General features: G+C 67.8%; 13 protein-coding genes. 3 read left to right on the forward strand and 10 right to left on the reverse strand.

Translation table 11 applies throughout. The features are described 5' to 3' along the window. The first annotated feature begins 107 nt into the window (after positions 1-107). A complete protein-coding gene (locus U5805_RS00615; RefSeq protein WP_322101486.1) occupies positions 108-989 on the forward strand; it encodes a LysR family transcriptional regulator in 882 nt (293 codons plus the stop codon). Between the two features lie 263 nt (positions 990-1,252). On the opposite strand, the gene ptsP is transcribed toward U5805_RS00615, so the two are convergent. From ptsP to U5805_RS00665, 10 genes are all read right to left on the reverse strand, one after another. Beyond that, positions 1,253-3,361, reverse strand: coding sequence for a phosphoenolpyruvate--protein phosphotransferase (ptsP, locus tag U5805_RS00620; RefSeq protein ID WP_322101487.1), 2,109 nt, complete (start codon positions 3,359-3,361; stop codon positions 1,253-1,255). Positions 3,362-3,429: 68 nt separating this feature from the next. Next, complete coding sequence (locus U5805_RS00625; RefSeq protein ID WP_322101488.1) at positions 3,430-3,807, reverse strand: PTS glucitol/sorbitol transporter subunit IIA; 378 nt, start codon at positions 3,805-3,807, stop codon at positions 3,430-3,432. 56 nt (positions 3,808-3,863) lie between these two features. Continuing rightward, positions 3,864-4,964 (reverse strand): PTS glucitol/sorbitol transporter subunit IIB, encoded by a 1,101-nt coding sequence (locus U5805_RS00630; RefSeq protein ID WP_322101489.1) that lies wholly within the window; start codon positions 4,962-4,964, stop codon positions 3,864-3,866. A gap of 141 nt (positions 4,965-5,105) precedes the next feature. Continuing rightward, positions 5,106-5,651, reverse strand: coding sequence for a PTS glucitol/sorbitol transporter subunit IIC (locus U5805_RS00635; RefSeq protein ID WP_322101490.1), 546 nt, complete (start codon positions 5,649-5,651; stop codon positions 5,106-5,108). 151 nt (positions 5,652-5,802) lie between these two features. Then, on the reverse strand, positions 5,803-6,231 hold the full coding sequence (locus tag U5805_RS00640; protein WP_322101491.1) for a transcriptional regulator GutM: 429 nt from the start codon (positions 6,229-6,231) through the stop codon (positions 5,803-5,805). Between the two features lie 195 nt (positions 6,232-6,426). Next, positions 6,427-7,881 carry an acetoin dehydrogenase dihydrolipoyllysine-residue acetyltransferase subunit gene (locus U5805_RS00645; protein WP_322101492.1) on the reverse strand — a complete coding sequence of 485 codons (1,455 nt, stop codon included), beginning with the start codon at positions 7,879-7,881 and terminating at the stop codon, positions 6,427-6,429. A 1-nt stretch (position 7,882) separates the two neighbouring features. Next, positions 7,883-8,890: an alpha-ketoacid dehydrogenase subunit beta gene (locus U5805_RS00650; protein WP_322101493.1), complete on the reverse strand. Its 1,008-nt coding sequence runs from the start codon at positions 8,888-8,890 to the stop codon at positions 7,883-7,885. Continuing rightward, a complete protein-coding gene (locus U5805_RS00655; protein ID WP_322101494.1) occupies positions 8,883-9,920 on the reverse strand; it encodes a thiamine pyrophosphate-dependent dehydrogenase E1 component subunit alpha in 1,038 nt (345 codons plus the stop codon). Before U5805_RS00655 ends, U5805_RS00650 begins: the two co-directional genes overlap by 8 nt. A gap of 22 nt (positions 9,921-9,942) precedes the next feature. Beyond that, positions 9,943-11,274 (reverse strand): homoserine dehydrogenase, encoded by a 1,332-nt coding sequence (locus U5805_RS00660; RefSeq protein WP_322101495.1) that lies wholly within the window; start codon positions 11,272-11,274, stop codon positions 9,943-9,945. A 290-nt stretch (positions 11,275-11,564) separates the two neighbouring features. After that, positions 11,565-12,548, reverse strand: coding sequence for a sugar-binding transcriptional regulator (locus U5805_RS00665; protein WP_322101496.1), 984 nt, complete (start codon positions 12,546-12,548; stop codon positions 11,565-11,567). Positions 12,549-12,632: 84 nt separating this feature from the next. Between U5805_RS00665 and U5805_RS00670 the strand changes: the two genes are divergently transcribed. Continuing rightward, on the forward strand, positions 12,633-13,478 hold the full coding sequence (locus U5805_RS00670; protein ID WP_322101497.1) for a hypothetical protein: 846 nt from the start codon (positions 12,633-12,635) through the stop codon (positions 13,476-13,478). Between the two features lie 25 nt (positions 13,479-13,503). Further along, complete coding sequence (locus U5805_RS00675; RefSeq protein ID WP_322101498.1) at positions 13,504-14,103, forward strand: hypothetical protein; 600 nt, start codon at positions 13,504-13,506, stop codon at positions 14,101-14,103. Positions 14,104-14,370 lie beyond the last annotated feature (267 nt).

Here is a 14,370-nt window from a genome sequence, read left to right on the forward strand (position 1 = left end):
GTGTGATCATGAAGTCTCCTTATGGAGCGCCTACTATCGCGCCGTCGTGTTATCCGCGCAAACGATGTTAAATTGCGCCATCCCCCAGAAAAACTTTCGGCTCGATCATGCGTCCGTATCTGCCCCTCAATGCGTTGCGCGCGTTCGAATCGTCGGCGCGGCATTTGAGCTTCACGCGCGCGGCCGTCGAACTCAACGTGACCCAGGCGGCCGTGAGCCAGCAGGTGCGCGCGCTGGAAGAACGGCTGGGCGCGACGCTGTTCAAGCGCCTGCCGCGCGGCCTCGCGATCACCGACGAAGGGCTCGCGCTGCGCCCCGTTCTGAGCGACGCGTTCGACCGCATCGAAGCCGTGCTGCGTCAATTCGAAGGCGGTCACTTTCACGAGGTGCTGAGCGTGGGCGCCGTGGGCACGTTTGCCGTGGGCTGGCTGATGCCGCGCCTGAAGTCGTTTCGCGAGGCGCATCCGTTCGTCGAGCTGCGCATCATGACGAACAACAATCTTGTCGATCTCGCGGCGGAAGGGCTCGATTTCGCAATCCGTTTCGGCGACGGCACCTGGCCCGGTTCGCGCGCCTCGAAGCTGTTCGACGCGCCGCTGTCGGCGCTGTGCGCGCCCGAGATCGCGCAGCGTCTGCATACGCCCGCCGATCTCGCGAACGAGGCGCTGCTGCGTTCCTATCGCGCCGACGACTGGGCGCTCTGGTTCGAAGCCGCGCAGTTGCCGCCGCGTCCCGTGCGCGGGCCGGTGTTCGATTCGTCGCGATTGATGGCCGAAGCCGCCATGCAAGGCGCGGGCGTGGCGCTCGCGCCCGCTTCGATGTTCGAGCGAGACCTGGCGGCGGCGCGGCTCGTGCGCCCGTTCGATATCGACGTGCAAGCGGGCAGCTACTGGCTGACGTGGCAAAAGGCAAAAGCCGCGACGCCCGCCATGCGCGCGTTCGGGCAGTGGCTCGTGAAGGAAGCGCAGGCCGCCGATCCGCAGTTTTGAACCGGGCGCGTGAATCGCGGGCGCTTGTGCCGCTTGCGGCTCTTGCGGCTCTTGCGGCTCTTGCGGCTCTTGCGGCTCTTGCGGCTCTTGCGGCTCTTGCGGTTCTTGCGGTTCTTGTGGCTTTACGCGGCTACGCGGCTTTACGCGGCTACGCGGCTTTACGGGGTCTTACGCGGCTTTACGGGGTCTTACGCGGCTTTACGGGGTCTTACGCGGCGTGAACCCCGGCCGCTTCGGCAAGCGCCGTTCGTTGCAATGCGCCGCTATTCGTCGCTGCACACGCGCTCGGGCAGCGCCGGCGCGGCGGGCGCCGGCTCGATTTCCGTCACGCACTTTTTGGCGCGCAGGATGGCCTGCGGACTCATGCTCAGTTCGTCGACGCCCAGATTCACCAGCGCCGGAATCAGCTCCGGCCGCGAAGCCGCCTCGCCGCACACGCCCACGCCGATCCCCGCGCGCCGCGCCGCGCCGCACACCATGCGGATCGCTTGCAGCACCGCCGGGTGATCGGTGCGATAAAGCGAAGCGAGATTCGGGTTCATGCGGTCCACGGCCATGATGTACTGCGTGAGATCGTTCGTGCCGATGGAAAAAAACGCCACCTCGCGCGCGAGCGCGTCCGCCGTGAGCACGGCGGCCGGCGTTTCGACCATGATGCCGAGTTGCGGCAGCGCGTGCGGAACGTTCGCCGCCGCGAGTTCGGTCGCGACGCGCGCCATGATCGCCTTCACGCGGCGCACTTCGTCCACGTCGTCGACCATCGGCAGCATCACGCGAAGATTGCCGTGTACCGCCGCGCGCAGCAGCGCACGCAACTGCGGCTCGAAAATCGCGGGGCTGTCGAGGCACATGCGAATGCCGCGCCAGCCGAGAAACGGATTCTCTTCTTTCGGAAAACGCACGCCGGGCAGCGGCTTGTCCGCGCCCGCGTCGAGCGTGCGAATGATGACGGGCCAAGGCGCGAACGCGCTCGCGAGTTCGGCGTACACGGCATATTGCTCGTCCTCGCCGGGCACGCACTGGCGGTCCATGAACAGCAGTTCCGTGCGAAAGAGGCCCACGCCCATCGCGCCCGCGCAGCGCGCCGGTTCGATTTCGCCCACGCTGCCTAGGTTCGCGGCCACCAGAATCGGGCGGCCGTCGCGCGTGCGCGGCTCGACGTCGCGATACGCGAGCAGCGCGGCGTCCGCTTCGCGTTGCGCTTCGCTGCGCCTTCTCATCGCCGCTTCGAGTTCGGGCGCGGGGTCGAGCCAGACTTCGCCGCTGCCGCCGTCGATGGCCGCGCGCGTGGCGGCGCGCAATGCGTCGTGATGCGCGTCGTGATGCGCGTCGAGGCCGAGCACGGCCGGAATGCCGTGCGAGCGCGCGATGATCGCGACGTGCGAGGTCGCGCTGCCCGAGGTGCAAACGATGCCCGCCACGTGGCGCAAGTCGGCGCGCGCCAGATCGGGCGCGCTCAGTTCCTCCGCGATCACGATGCTCGGGCCGGGCAAGCCGGAAAGCGACGGCACGGGTTTGCCGAGCAGCGCGGCGGCCACGGCGCGCGTGAGGCCGCGAATGTCGTCGGCGCGGCTCTTGAGATATTCGTCGGGCAACGTGGCGAACGCCACCGCGAGATCGAGCCCGCACTTGAGCGTGGCCGCTTCGGCGCTCCAGCGCGACGCCACGAGCGTCCGGATCGCGCCCGCGAAGTCGTCGCTGCGCGCGACGTCGGCGATCGCGGCGAAGATTTCGTCGTCGGTTTCGTCGTCGCATTGCGCGCCTTCGCGCGGCGCGAGCATCGCGCGCAACGTGTCTTCGAGCGCGGCGCCGAAGCGCGCGAGTTCGCTGTCCACTTCGTGCGGCGCGACGAACTGCCGATCCGCGACGATCTCCTCGCGAAAATACGCGAACACCGCGCCGAACGCCACGCCTTCGCTCGCGGCCACGCCTTTCAGCGCGCGTCGTTCGGCGGGATTCGCTTGTGCGCTTGTTTGTGCGTTTGTTTGTGCGTTTGCTTGTGCGATTGCTTCTGCGCTTGCCTGTGCGCTAGCTTCTGCGCTTGCTTGTGCATTCGCTTCTGCATCGGCGCGCGCATCCGTTCGTGCATCGGCCGGTTCAACCGCGGGCGCGCTCACGTTCGCATCGGCGAGAAATTCGGCGAGCTTGCCCACGGCTTCGCGCTCGTCCTCGCCTTCGGCGCGCAGCACGATCCGCTCGTCCTGCTTCACGCCGAGCAGCATCAGCTTGACCGCGCTTTTCGCGTCCGCCCACGACTCGCCGCGCCCGATCTTCAGCGAGCACGAAAAGCCCTTGGCAAGCTTGGCGAACTGCGTCGCGGGGCGCGCATGCAACCCTTCGCGTACCTTGACGATGACCGGCGTTTCCAGCATGGCATTGCCTCGCGTATTTCAGTAAGGATGACGAACTATCCGCCCGCGCTGCGCGCTCGACGTCGGCATCATGCGTCGACGATCTCGATCACCGTGCCGTTTTTCATGCCGCTGAAAAGCCGGTCGCGATCGATTTGCGAAGCGCAGATTTCGCCGGGGCGTTCCGCCGTTTGCGAGCCGTTGAAGTTGATGACGACGTGCCCGAGTTCGCTCACCTTGTTCCATGCGGTCGGACCCACGGCGGTCACGACCGCAGCCGCCTCGCCGATGCGCAATAGCGCGCCGATGCGCGGCACGTCGCTGCTCGCCGCCTCCACGCGGTGCAGCACCGAGACTTCCGCGAGTTCGGGCGGCGCGCCGTCCGAGTAGAGGATCAGCACGCCGCCTTCGAGCAGCGCCTCGACTTCTTCTCCGATCGACGAAATCACGGTCTTGTAGTAGTTCATGACGGCTTTTCCACTCCAGGCTGATGGTCGGAACTCAGGCGGAATCCACGCGCCAATTACAGCGCGAAGCTCACCACCCACGCGATGAGCACCGAAACCGGACCCATGATCTGGCGGCTGATGAGCACGGCGGGCACGCCGATACGAATCGTCTCCGGCTTCGCCTCGCCGAGCGCCATGCCGACCGGCACGAAATCGCAACCCACTTGCGTGTCGTAGGCGAACAGCGCGGGCAGCGCCATATGCGGCGGAATCGTGCCGTTGCCGATGGCCGGCCCGATGATCGCGGCGCCGATCACCTGCGCGATCACGGCGCCGGGACCGAGCACGGGCGAGAGGAACGGCAGGCCGCAGATCGCCGAAAGAATCACGAGCCCGATGATGTTACCCGCAAGCGGCGAAAGCACGTGCGCGAGGCCCAAACCGATGCCCGTGGAATTGATCACGCCGATCAGCATCGTCACGAACGCCATGAACGGCAGCACGTTGCGAATCACCGTGTCGATCGACTTGCGCCCGCTGTTGAAGAGGATGTTGACGACGCCGCCCATGCCGCGCCCGATCGCCGTGATCCAGCCGACGATGCCGCCCGAATGCGCGCCTTCGGTTTCGCCGCGCGCCGTGGCCGCGGCCGCGAGCGCGGCGGACGCCCGCGCGGGCGTGCTGAAGCTGCCGGTGGCCGCCGTGGCCGCGCGCGCGCCGCTCTCGCCGGTCATGGCCGCCGCGCCGCCGCTCGCGTTGCTCTCGCCGCTCTCGCCGTGCTCGCCGCCTGCGCCGTCCTCGAGCGCGTGCAGGCTGTCGAGGCCGACGCCCGAAACGTAGATGTCCTCGGTAATGAACTGCGCGAGCGGGCCCGACTGGCCGACCGGGCTGAGGTTGATCGTGGGAATGCGTTTGCGCGGATAAACGCCGCAGCGCGCCGTGCCGCCGCAATCGATCACCACCGCCGCGATCTCGGATTCGAGCGGCGGATTGTGAAAGCCGTCGATGACGGTGGCGCCAGTCAGCTCGGCGAGCCGGTGCGCGACCTTCGGAATGTCGCCGCCCGTCACCGCAACGATCTTGTTGCGCTCGACGGTGGGCGCGATCACGAGCGGGCCGCCCCAGCCGTTCGCACCCTTCTGAACGCGAACGGCTCGATAAGTACGCGTGTCCATGTCTGTCTCCTCGACCGTTTTGCCGGTCTCTCTCTGTCGATGTCTCGTGCCGCTGTGTTGCTGTGTCGCCGCTGTGTCGCCGCTGTGTCGCCGCTGTGTCGCCGCTGTGTCGCCGCTGTGTCGTTGCGTCGTTGCCGGAAGTCAGAGCTTGATGCCTTCGCGCTTCGCGATCAGGCGCGTGATGGCTTCCGTCACCACGCCCTTGATGAGATTCACGACCAGTCCCACGCCCAGGTAAAAAAGCGCGAGTTTCGGCAGCGAGAACGGCGCCGCGTTGGTTTCGGCGAGCTTCGTGATGCCCGCCGCCACGCCGAGCCAGACGAACAGTTCGCCCGGATTGCAGTGCGGGAAGAGACCCGTGATCGGGTGGCAGAGCGACACGGCCGAGTCGTAGAACGCGGGCTTGTGGCGCTCCTCGAGAAACACGCCGAAGGTGTAGGCCATCGGGTTGGTCAGGAAGAACATGGCGAGCAGCGGCAACAGCGTGTAGCGCGTGATGATGTTCTTCGAGAAGAAGCGGGCGAGGCCCTGAATGCGCTGCTCGCCCACGAGCGCGATGATCGTGTAGACGGCCGTGAGCAGCACGATCAGCGTGGGGAGAATGCCGGTGACGAAACCGACGAAAGTCTTGCCGCCGGCATTGAAGATGCCGATGAACGCCTCGGCCGCGTGCGTGAGGAACTCCATGCTGCTCTCCTGATGAGGACTGCCGTGTAGATAGGCGCCGAAAGCCGCGCCGCGTGATCCATCGGTGCAACCGTGCTGCGTCCTGCATCCAACATGACGACGATGCTTACGACATTCGCAACATTCGCAACATTCGCGACGTTCGCGGCGCTTACAGGGCGGGCGGCGGCGCGGCGCGCGCGCGCTCGCTGGCCGTGCGGCAGGCGATCTCGAAGGCGTTGGCGAGCGCGCGTTTGGCGCCGGGCGCGAGCCTCGCGGCGGCAAGGCGCCGCGCGAAGTCGCCGGCCGGGCCGTTGCGCAGTTCGGCGCGCGGCTTGAAGCGCGCGAACACGGAGAGGCCGGACATGCTGAGCGCCTCGCGCACCATGGCGCCTTCGTCGGCAGAGTCGATCACGACGATGGCAACCGCGCCCGGCCCCAAACGCCGCTTGAAGGTGCCCACGCCCAGATAGCCGCTATGCCATTGCTGCGCGGTGCGCCGCACGGTGTCGCGGTAATAGCGCATTTGCACCCAGGCCGCGGCGATCTGCATGGCCCACATTGCGGCGAGCAACAACAGTCCTAGTCGAACCAGTTCCATGGCCTGTCTCCTGTTCCTGGCGGGCGACCCGCGAGCCAGCGCTTCAGCGCTCACCTTACTCGAGTCCCAGCCGCACGGCACGCGCGGCGCGCATGAGCCCCGCGCCGCTCCCGCCGGCCGTTATCTATTCGAACTTTAGTCGCTTCTATTAATGCATTTGCCCACCCGATCCCATCGGGGAAAACGCCATTGCACTCACCGCCGCAACGGCTCGCCGACGATCAGCGCCACGTCCGCCGCCGCTTCCAGTTGGGGCATGTGCCCCACGTCCGCGAAACGATGCTGCGCCACGCGGCCCGGCAAGCCGTCGGCGTGGGCGATCGGCATGATGCGGTCTTGCGCGCCCCATACCACGCGCACCGGCATGGCGAGCGCCGCGAGCACGGCGCGCAGGTCGAGCGTCTGGCGGCCGTCCGGGAAAAAGGTTTCGGCGATGGCGGCCAGCGTCGCGCGCTTCGTTTCGCTCGACACCTGCTGCTGCGCACTGGCGACAAAACCTTCGTCGATATGGTCCGGCCGCGCGACGAGTTCCCCGAGCCAGCGTGCGAGCGTCGTCCGGTCGGCGGCCTGCGTCAAGCCGTGGAGCACCGCCCAGTCGCAGCGCGCGCCAAGGCCGGCAGGCGCCGCCAGCGTAAGCGACTGCACGTTCGCGCGCTGCGACGCGGCCAGCGCGATGGCCAGCGCGCCGCCGAACGAATGCCCGACGAGGTGGCAGGCATGCACGCGTTCTTCGTCCAGCACGGCCGCGAGCGCCGCCACGGTGCGGTCGAGCGACAGCGCGTCGTCGGCCGGGCTCTTGCCGTGGCCCGGCAAGTCGATCGCCAGCACGCCCAGATCGCGCGCGAAGCCGCCCGCGCGCAACGCGCGGTAGAGCGGCCGCCAGCTATTGGCCTCGGCGGCGAAACCGTGCAGGCAAACGAGCGTCGCCGCCTCGCCGCGTTGCAGCCAGATGCGGTTGAGCGCGCTCCTTGCTGCTTGCAGCGGCGCGGGCGCTACGGGTTGCAGGGCCGCGAGCACGTCCGCACAACCGATGCGGCCGTGCGGTCCGGAACCGCGCACGCCGTCGAGCGCCATGCCGCGCTCGCGCGCCACGCGCCGCGCGGCGGGCGTCGCGCGCAGCCCGGCCGGTTGCGCGCCGGCGGGCGCGCTCCCGTGGGCGGCTTCGCGCGCGGCGGGCGCGTTGTCGGGTGCGTTTTGGCGTACTTCGCCGTCTGCGTAATCGTGTGCTTCGTGTGCTTCGTGTGCTTCGTGCGCCTCGTGCGCTTCGTGCGCCTCGTGCGCTTCATACGCCTCATGTACCGCATACGCTTCGGCGGCTTCGCGCGCAACCGCCGCCCGTTCGACGCGCGCTCGTTCGCCACCGGCATCCTCGGCACGCGCCGCCGCGCCCGCCGGCTCCCGCAGCGCCTCGCCGCTCGCGTAAATCCACGCGATCACCGTGCCCACCGGCACCGTCTCGCCCACGCCCGCCGCGATCTGCCGCACGACGCCCGTGGCGGGCGCTTCCACTTCCATCGTCGCCTTGCTGGTTTCGATGTCGAACAGCGGCGCGCCCTGCCTGACCGAATCGCCGTCCTGTGCGTGCCACGCCGTGATCGCGCCCTCGGTCATGTCCATGTCCACGCGCGGCAGAATCACCTCGGTCGGCATCTCAAATCCTCCCGCGCACGAGCCGCCGCACGGCCTCTACGATATCGTCCACCTGCGGCACCGCCGCCTTTTCGAGCTGCGGGTTGTACGGCAGCGGGCAGTCCGCGCCGCCCAGCCGCACGATGGGCGCATCGAGATAATCGAACGCCTCGCCCTCGCTCACGATCGCCGAAATCTCTGCGCCGATGCCAAGCTGCTGCACGCCTTCGTACACGCACACGAGCCGCGCGGTCTTGCGCACGCTGCGCACGATGGCGTCGCGGTCGATCGGGCGCAGGCTGCGCAGGTCGATCACCTCCACGTCGATGCCTTCGGCCGCCAGCGTTTGCGCCGCTTCGAGCGAGCGCACGCTCATCATCGAAGTCGCGACGAGCGTGGCGTCGCGTCCCTCGCGCCGCACCACCGCCTTGCCGAGCGGTTCGACGTAATAGCCTTCGGGTACGATTCCCTTGCTCTTGTAGAGCAGCTTGTGCTCGAAAATCATCACCGGATCGGGGTCTTCGAGCGCCGCCAGCAGCAAGCCTTTCGCGTCGTGCGGCGTGCTCGGCTGCACCACTTTCAGGCCGGGCACGTGGGCGAACCACGCTTCGAGGCTCTGGCTGTGCTGCGCCGCCGCGCCCGTGCCCGAGCCCGCCGGAAAGCGCATCACCACCGGCACCGACACGCCGCCGCCCAGCATGTAGCGCATCTTTGCGGCCTGGTTGACGATCTGCTCCATCGCGAGCGTCGCGAAATCGGAGAACTGGAATTCGTAGATCGGGCGCGAGCCCGTCAACGCCGCGCCCACGGCAATGCCCGCGCCCGCGAGTTCGGAGATCGGCGTATCCATCACGCGGTCGCCGCCGAAGCGCTGGTAAAGATCGCCCGTCACCTGGAACGCGCCGCCATACACGCCGATGTCCTCGCCCATCAGGAACACGCGCTCGTCGCGTTCGAGCGCGATGGCGAGCGCTTCGTTGATCGCCTGCGCGTAGGTGAGTTCGCGCGGCTCGGCAGTCGTGTCACTCATGGGCGCCTTCCTGGGTTTCGGTGTAGACGTCGCGCGTGAGTTCGCTCACTTGCGGCGCGGGGCTTTCCTGCGCGAACGCGAGACCTTGTTCGATTTCCTGCTCCACGGCGGCGCGCGTCGCTTCGATGCCCGCGCGGTCGATCAGGCCGGCTTCGAGCAACTCGCGCTCGAAAATGCCGATGGGGTCGCGCGCGCCCCACGCCTCGATTTCCTCGCGCGTGCGATAGCGGTTGCGGTCGCTTCTCGAATGGCCGCGAATGCGGTAGGTCTCGCACTCGATCAGCGTCGGGCCCTGGCCGCCGCGCGCGCGCGCGATGGCGGCTTCGGCGGCGGCGAGCACGTCGCCGAGACGATTGCCGTCCACGGTCACACCGGGCATGGCGTAGGCCGCGGCGCGCTGCGCGATGTGGCCCACGGCCGTCGAGCGTTCCACCGACATCGACATGCCGTAGCGGTTGTTCTCGCACACGAAAATCACGGGCAGCTTCCAGATGGCCGCGAAATTGAGCGACTCGTGGAACGCGCCTTCGTTGTTCGCGCCGTCGCCGAAAAAGCACACCACCACGGCGTCGCGCTTCTGCTTCCTGACGGAAAGCGCCGCGCCCACGGCGATCGGCAGTCCGCCGCCGACTATGCCGTTCGCGCCCAGGTTGCCGCGGCTCACGTCGGCGATGTGCATGGAGCCGCCGCGCCCGCGGCAATAGCCGGTTTCCTTGCCGAAGAATTCGGCGAACATGCGCCTCGGGTCCGCGCCCTTGCCGATGCAGTGGCCGTGGCCGCGGTGCGTCGAGGTGATGTAGTCGGCGTCGGTGAGCAGCATCGTCATGCCGATGGCCGACGCCTCCTGCCCGATCGACAGATGCATCGTGCCGTGAATCAGCCCGCGCATGTAGGCCTGTTCCGCGCTCTCCTCGAAGCGGCGCACGAGATACATCTTGCGCAGCGCCTCGCGCAGCGCCGCCCCCGGCACGCGCGCATAGACGGCGCGCGCGGCGCTCGCGGGTTCGATCTTGTCTGCCAGGTCCGCCATGGTTCGCTCCTCGCTGCGGTGGTCAGGCCGCGGCGCGGCGCGCGCCCAGCACCATCTCGTCCTGGCGGCGGCGCAACTGCACGATGGGCGCGTTCGCATCCACGGCGCAGTTCTGCTGCGTGAGCAGTTCGCCGCGCCCGACCGGCTGCTTCACCACGCCGCCTTCGAGCAGGCCGCAGGGCAGCGCGCCTTGCGCGAGCGCGTCCGCCACGCTCATCGCCCACGCGCGGTAGGTGTATTCGCCGATCGCGTCGAGCTTCTCGCCGGGCTTGAGATCGCGTTTGGCCACGGCGCAGACTTCCGCCACGGGCACGGGCAGCGGCCGCATGTCGGCCTTGCCGTAGAGCACGGCGCGCGCGCACGAAAGCGGCACTTCGAGGCTCGTCAAGTGATACGGACGATAGAAGGTGTAGTACGGGCCGGGGCCGAGCTTGAGGTCGTGCATGCGCTCGCGCAAACGCGGGTGCGCGAGCTCCGCCACGACGAACACGCCCGGCGCCACGCCCTTGCCGATCGAATAATCGACCACGCCCTTGCGGCTCAGCACGCCGCCTTCCGCGACCGGGCACAGCACGCGATGCAACTGGTCGAGCGTCGCGGCCGGGCCGTGCATGCCGGGCACGTCGGGCACGAGACCGGTGGCGTTGCCGATCGCGCACATCTCCACGGCGGTTTTCGAGCCGTCCACGAACTCCACGAGCATGCGCGGGTTCATGTTGCGCGACTTCGCCTCGGCTGCGTAGTCGTCCGGCGTGGCGTCCACGTTGAGCGGATTGTTCTTGCCCTTGCCCGCCGCGACGATCGGATAGCCGAGCGCGCTCACGAACTCGATCAGCTCCAGCGTCGAACTCGGCTCGTCGCCGGCGCCCAGCGTGTACACCACGCCCAGACGCTCCGCCTCGCGCCGCAGGAACGCGCCGATCGTCACGTCGGCCTCCACGTTCATCATCACGAGATGCTTGCCGTGCTCCATCGCGAGCAGGCCGATCTGCGCGCCCACGGCGGGCTTGCCGGTGGCGTCGATCACCACGTCGATGCGCTCGTGCGTGCAAATGGCCGCCGCGTCCTGCGTAACGGCGATCTGCCCGGCCTCGATCGCCTGCGAAATGGCCGCGCCGCTTTGCGCCACGCGATACCCCTCGTCGGCCTGACGCGCCACGCGCACCGCGTCGCACGCGGCCTCCACGCGCAAGTCGGCGATGGCGCCGATTTCGAGGCCGTGCATCTGCCGCACCTGGGTGACGATGTCGGTGCCCATTTCGCCCGAGCCGATCAGGCCGATGCGGATAGGCTTGCCCGACCGCGCGCGAGCCTCGAGGTCGGCCGCGAGGCCGCTGGGAGTGATGTTCAGCATCGGCGATATCTCCTGAGATGAAGGGCGCGCGGGCGTCGACGAATGGCTTCGAACCGGTGCCGCGCCGCGATGAATCATGCACATTTGTTTTTTACAATAGCGCTTTGTTCAATCAAGGACAAGCGCGGCGGGCGCGAAAGACGCGTTCCCAGGGAAAGTTCGGAGATCGGCAAAAACGGGGCGCGAAGCGGCGCGAACGCGTGAAAAAGACGCGTTTTGTCGGACGAATGCGGGGAAGGGAGAAGCGCGCCGCGCCGGGAAAAGCCGCCGCGCGCCTTAAAAGTGTGCGGCTAAGCGACGAGCTTGAGCACGTCGACGGCGGCGTACTGGTCGGTGATGAGCGTGGTGGGCTTGAGCACGCGCAGGCTCGCGAGAATGGCGCGCACCTTGCTCGCGCCGCCCGCCGCGAGCACGCGCTGCGGCACCTGCTTGAGAATGTCGAGCGGCACCGACATCACGCGCTCGTTGATCGGGTGATCGACGAGACGGCCTTCGGCGTCGAGAAAGTTGAACAGCATGTCGCCCACGGCGCCCGCCTTGATAAGCGATTCGCGGTCTTCGTCGCTGATGAGGCGCGAGCGGTGCGACGTGGCGTCCACGCCCATGCCGGCCGCGCTCGTCACGACGGCGTCCAGCGTGCGCGCCATCTCGAACAGGTCGTTCAGGCCGCAGCGCTCGATCAGCGTGGCGCGCGTTTGCGGGCTGTCCACCACGAGCGGCGCCGTCATCAGATAGCAGTCGGCTTGATAGAGCGTGGCGAAGCGCCACGCGAATTCGGCGGGATTGAAGTGGCGCGCCTTCATGATGCCCCCGAGCATGGACACCACCGAAACGTTGTCCACGGGCCGCTCGCTCATGTACGAAAGCGAGCTGATGAGCGTGCGGCCCCAACCCACGCCGATCTTCATGTTCGAGCGCACCATCGACGAAACGTATTCGCCCGCCGCCGCGCTCACCGGCCCGGTGGCGTCCGCGCCGCGCGCCGAAAGCGGCACGACGATGGCCTCCTGAATGCCGAAGCGCTCCTCGAGCAGGCGCTCGAGTTCGACGCATTCCGCGAGCCGGTCGCCGATCACGATCTTCACTTCGTTGCGCTCGCGCGCCGCGGCCAGCAGCCGCACGACGGTCACGCGCCCCACCCCGAGCCGCTGCGCGATTTCCTGCTGCGTCATCTCTTCGACGAAGTACATCCACGCGGCGCGCAAACGCAGCCGGCGCGCGGGATTCTGTTCGTCCAGGTCGTCGTCGCGCGGCTTGCTGGTTGCTCTCGGCACCCTGGTTTCCCCCGGTTCTCAGTGAGGTTTGAAAGTGAACAATTGTGCTATCTTAACTGCAAATGTTGCACGTTCGAGGTTGCCATGGAAGCCAAATCCTTGATCCCTCTCCGTATCGCGCCGGATCTGAATCAGGTGCGGCTCGCGCTGGTGGACTGCGCGCGGCAACTGCGCTACACGGCGCGCAACGTGCCCGGATCGGAGTCGGCGGCGGCCAGCGTGCCCACGCCGCACGGCAGCTTTCCGAGGCCGTTGCCGCAATTTCTCGGCTCGGTCGGCCAGATCGCCGACACCCTCATCGAAACCGCCGAAAACTACGCGGGCCAGGCCATTCCGCCGTTGCAGGATCACTGGAAGCTGCCGGTTCACGTCGACGTCGATCTCGAACGCCTGCTGCTCGATCACGGCGAAGGCAAGCGCGTGCGCAGCTACGCGTCGATCTATTACGCAGCGGCCAAGCGCTTCATCCTGGACGCCGGCGCGCGCGACGTGCTGATCTTCGAGCATCGCATCAACGACGCGCTGGCCGAGTTCTGCGAGCGGCACGAGAAACCGCCCGCGCCGCCGCACGCGGTGGTGAGCGGCCCCGACGAAACGCTGCGCGACGCGACGCGCACTTTCGCCGCGCTCACGCTCGCGCTCGTGGAAAAGCACCCGATCCGCAGCGCGCGCTTCGACGAATTGCCCGACGTGATCGCGCCCTGGTGGCTCATCGCGGAACCCAACGCGTACGTGTTTGTGCTGCTCGGCGTGATCGGTTGCGCGAAGGCCGTGTGCCCCGAAGCGCTGCCCGCCGACGCCGACGGCACGCTGCATCTCGCGGGCGATATCGTCGGCAGCCGCGAGTCGCGCCTGCGCGGCCTGCTCGGCGCGCCCAACGCGCAGGACGCCTTGCAGGAAGAATTCGCGCGCATCGTCAAATACCTTTGAATCGCGCATCGAGCGAGGAACCGACATGCTTCAGGAATACGCGAGTGCGCGCAGCCGCGCGCCCAATGCCTGGCAGGCCACAACGCGGCTTTCGTCGTTCAAGGCTTTGCTCGCCGACGCGTGCCGCGACGTTTGCGCGGCGCAGGGCGTCTCGCTCGAAACGAGCGATCGCGCCGTCACGCGCGCGTTTTTCGCGTGGACGCAGGTGCTCGAAAGCGCCGAATCGCACCGGCATCGCAACGCGCGCGACTATTATCAGTTTCTGTGCGGCGCGCTGCTTGCCGAACTGCTGCGCCACCATGCCGTGCATACGCTGCCGAGCGTGGAGAGCGGCGCGGCGCGGCGTTCCGGTCCAACCGGCGACGCCATCGCGCAATGGTGGCCCGAAGGCTACGCGCTCACGCACTTTTGCGTCGACCTCGTGCGCAAGGTCATCGCGCAGGAATGCGGGGAGATCGTCGCGGCCGGCGCGAAGCTCGGCAATATCAAGGTGTGGCAGTCGTTGCGCGAAAATCTGCTTGAGGAGCCGTCGATCGCGATTGCCTATTTCGACGACTTCATGGGCGTCGCGCCCAACTGGCGCAATCCGTGTTTCGTGGGCGAACGCGCGGCGGCGCGGCATTGATCGACGCGCCACGCCGGTTCCCGCGTCATCGGCTCCATGAACGCGCACCGTTGCACCGTCACGACCGCGACTGCGACCGCCTCCGGCGAGTCGTGAATTCGGTGCGCACACACCGTTTCTGACAACGTTTGCACCGATCGCAAGGCCTCGCCGGCAATGGCCGGCGCCTTGCCGTTTTTGCGGCGTGTTCTCGGGCCTTAGCCCACGCTGAGCGGCGCCTTCGTCACGCTCGCGAACACCGGCGATTGCGCGTTCCGACCCGCACGC

The sequence above is a fragment of the Paraburkholderia sp. J41 genome (assembly GCF_905220235.1).
Taxonomy (GTDB): Bacteria; Pseudomonadota; Gammaproteobacteria; order Burkholderiales; family Burkholderiaceae; genus Paraburkholderia.

What these genes read in the sequence shown, in the direction of transcription:
- U5805_RS00615 (WP_322101486.1), top strand. Translation starts at nt 108, where the DNA reads ATGCGTCCGTATCTGCCCCTCAATGCGTTGCGCGCGTTCGAATCGTCG.
- ptsP (WP_322101487.1), bottom strand. Translation starts at nt 3,361, where the DNA reads ATGCTGGAAACGCCGGTCATCGTCAAGGTACGCGAAGGGTTGCATGCG.
- U5805_RS00625 (WP_322101488.1), bottom strand. Translation starts at nt 3,807, where the DNA reads ATGAACTACTACAAGACCGTGATTTCGTCGATCGGAGAAGAAGTCGAG.
- U5805_RS00630 (WP_322101489.1), bottom strand. Translation starts at nt 4,964, where the DNA reads ATGGACACGCGTACTTATCGAGCCGTTCGCGTTCAGAAGGGTGCGAAC.
- U5805_RS00635 (WP_322101490.1), bottom strand. Translation starts at nt 5,651, where the DNA reads ATGGAGTTCCTCACGCACGCGGCCGAGGCGTTCATCGGCATCTTCAAT.
- U5805_RS00640 (WP_322101491.1), bottom strand. Translation starts at nt 6,231, where the DNA reads ATGGAACTGGTTCGACTAGGACTGTTGTTGCTCGCCGCAATGTGGGCC.
- U5805_RS00645 (WP_322101492.1), bottom strand. Translation starts at nt 7,881, where the DNA reads ATGCCGACCGAGGTGATTCTGCCGCGCGTGGACATGGACATGACCGAG.
- U5805_RS00650 (WP_322101493.1), bottom strand. Translation starts at nt 8,890, where the DNA reads ATGAGTGACACGACTGCCGAGCCGCGCGAACTCACCTACGCGCAGGCG.
- U5805_RS00655 (WP_322101494.1), bottom strand. Translation starts at nt 9,920, where the DNA reads ATGGCGGACCTGGCAGACAAGATCGAACCCGCGAGCGCCGCGCGCGCC.
- U5805_RS00660 (WP_322101495.1), bottom strand. Translation starts at nt 11,274, where the DNA reads ATGCTGAACATCACTCCCAGCGGCCTCGCGGCCGACCTCGAGGCTCGC.
- U5805_RS00670 (WP_322101497.1), top strand. Translation starts at nt 12,633, where the DNA reads ATGGAAGCCAAATCCTTGATCCCTCTCCGTATCGCGCCGGATCTGAAT.
- U5805_RS00675 (WP_322101498.1), top strand. Translation starts at nt 13,504, where the DNA reads ATGCTTCAGGAATACGCGAGTGCGCGCAGCCGCGCGCCCAATGCCTGG.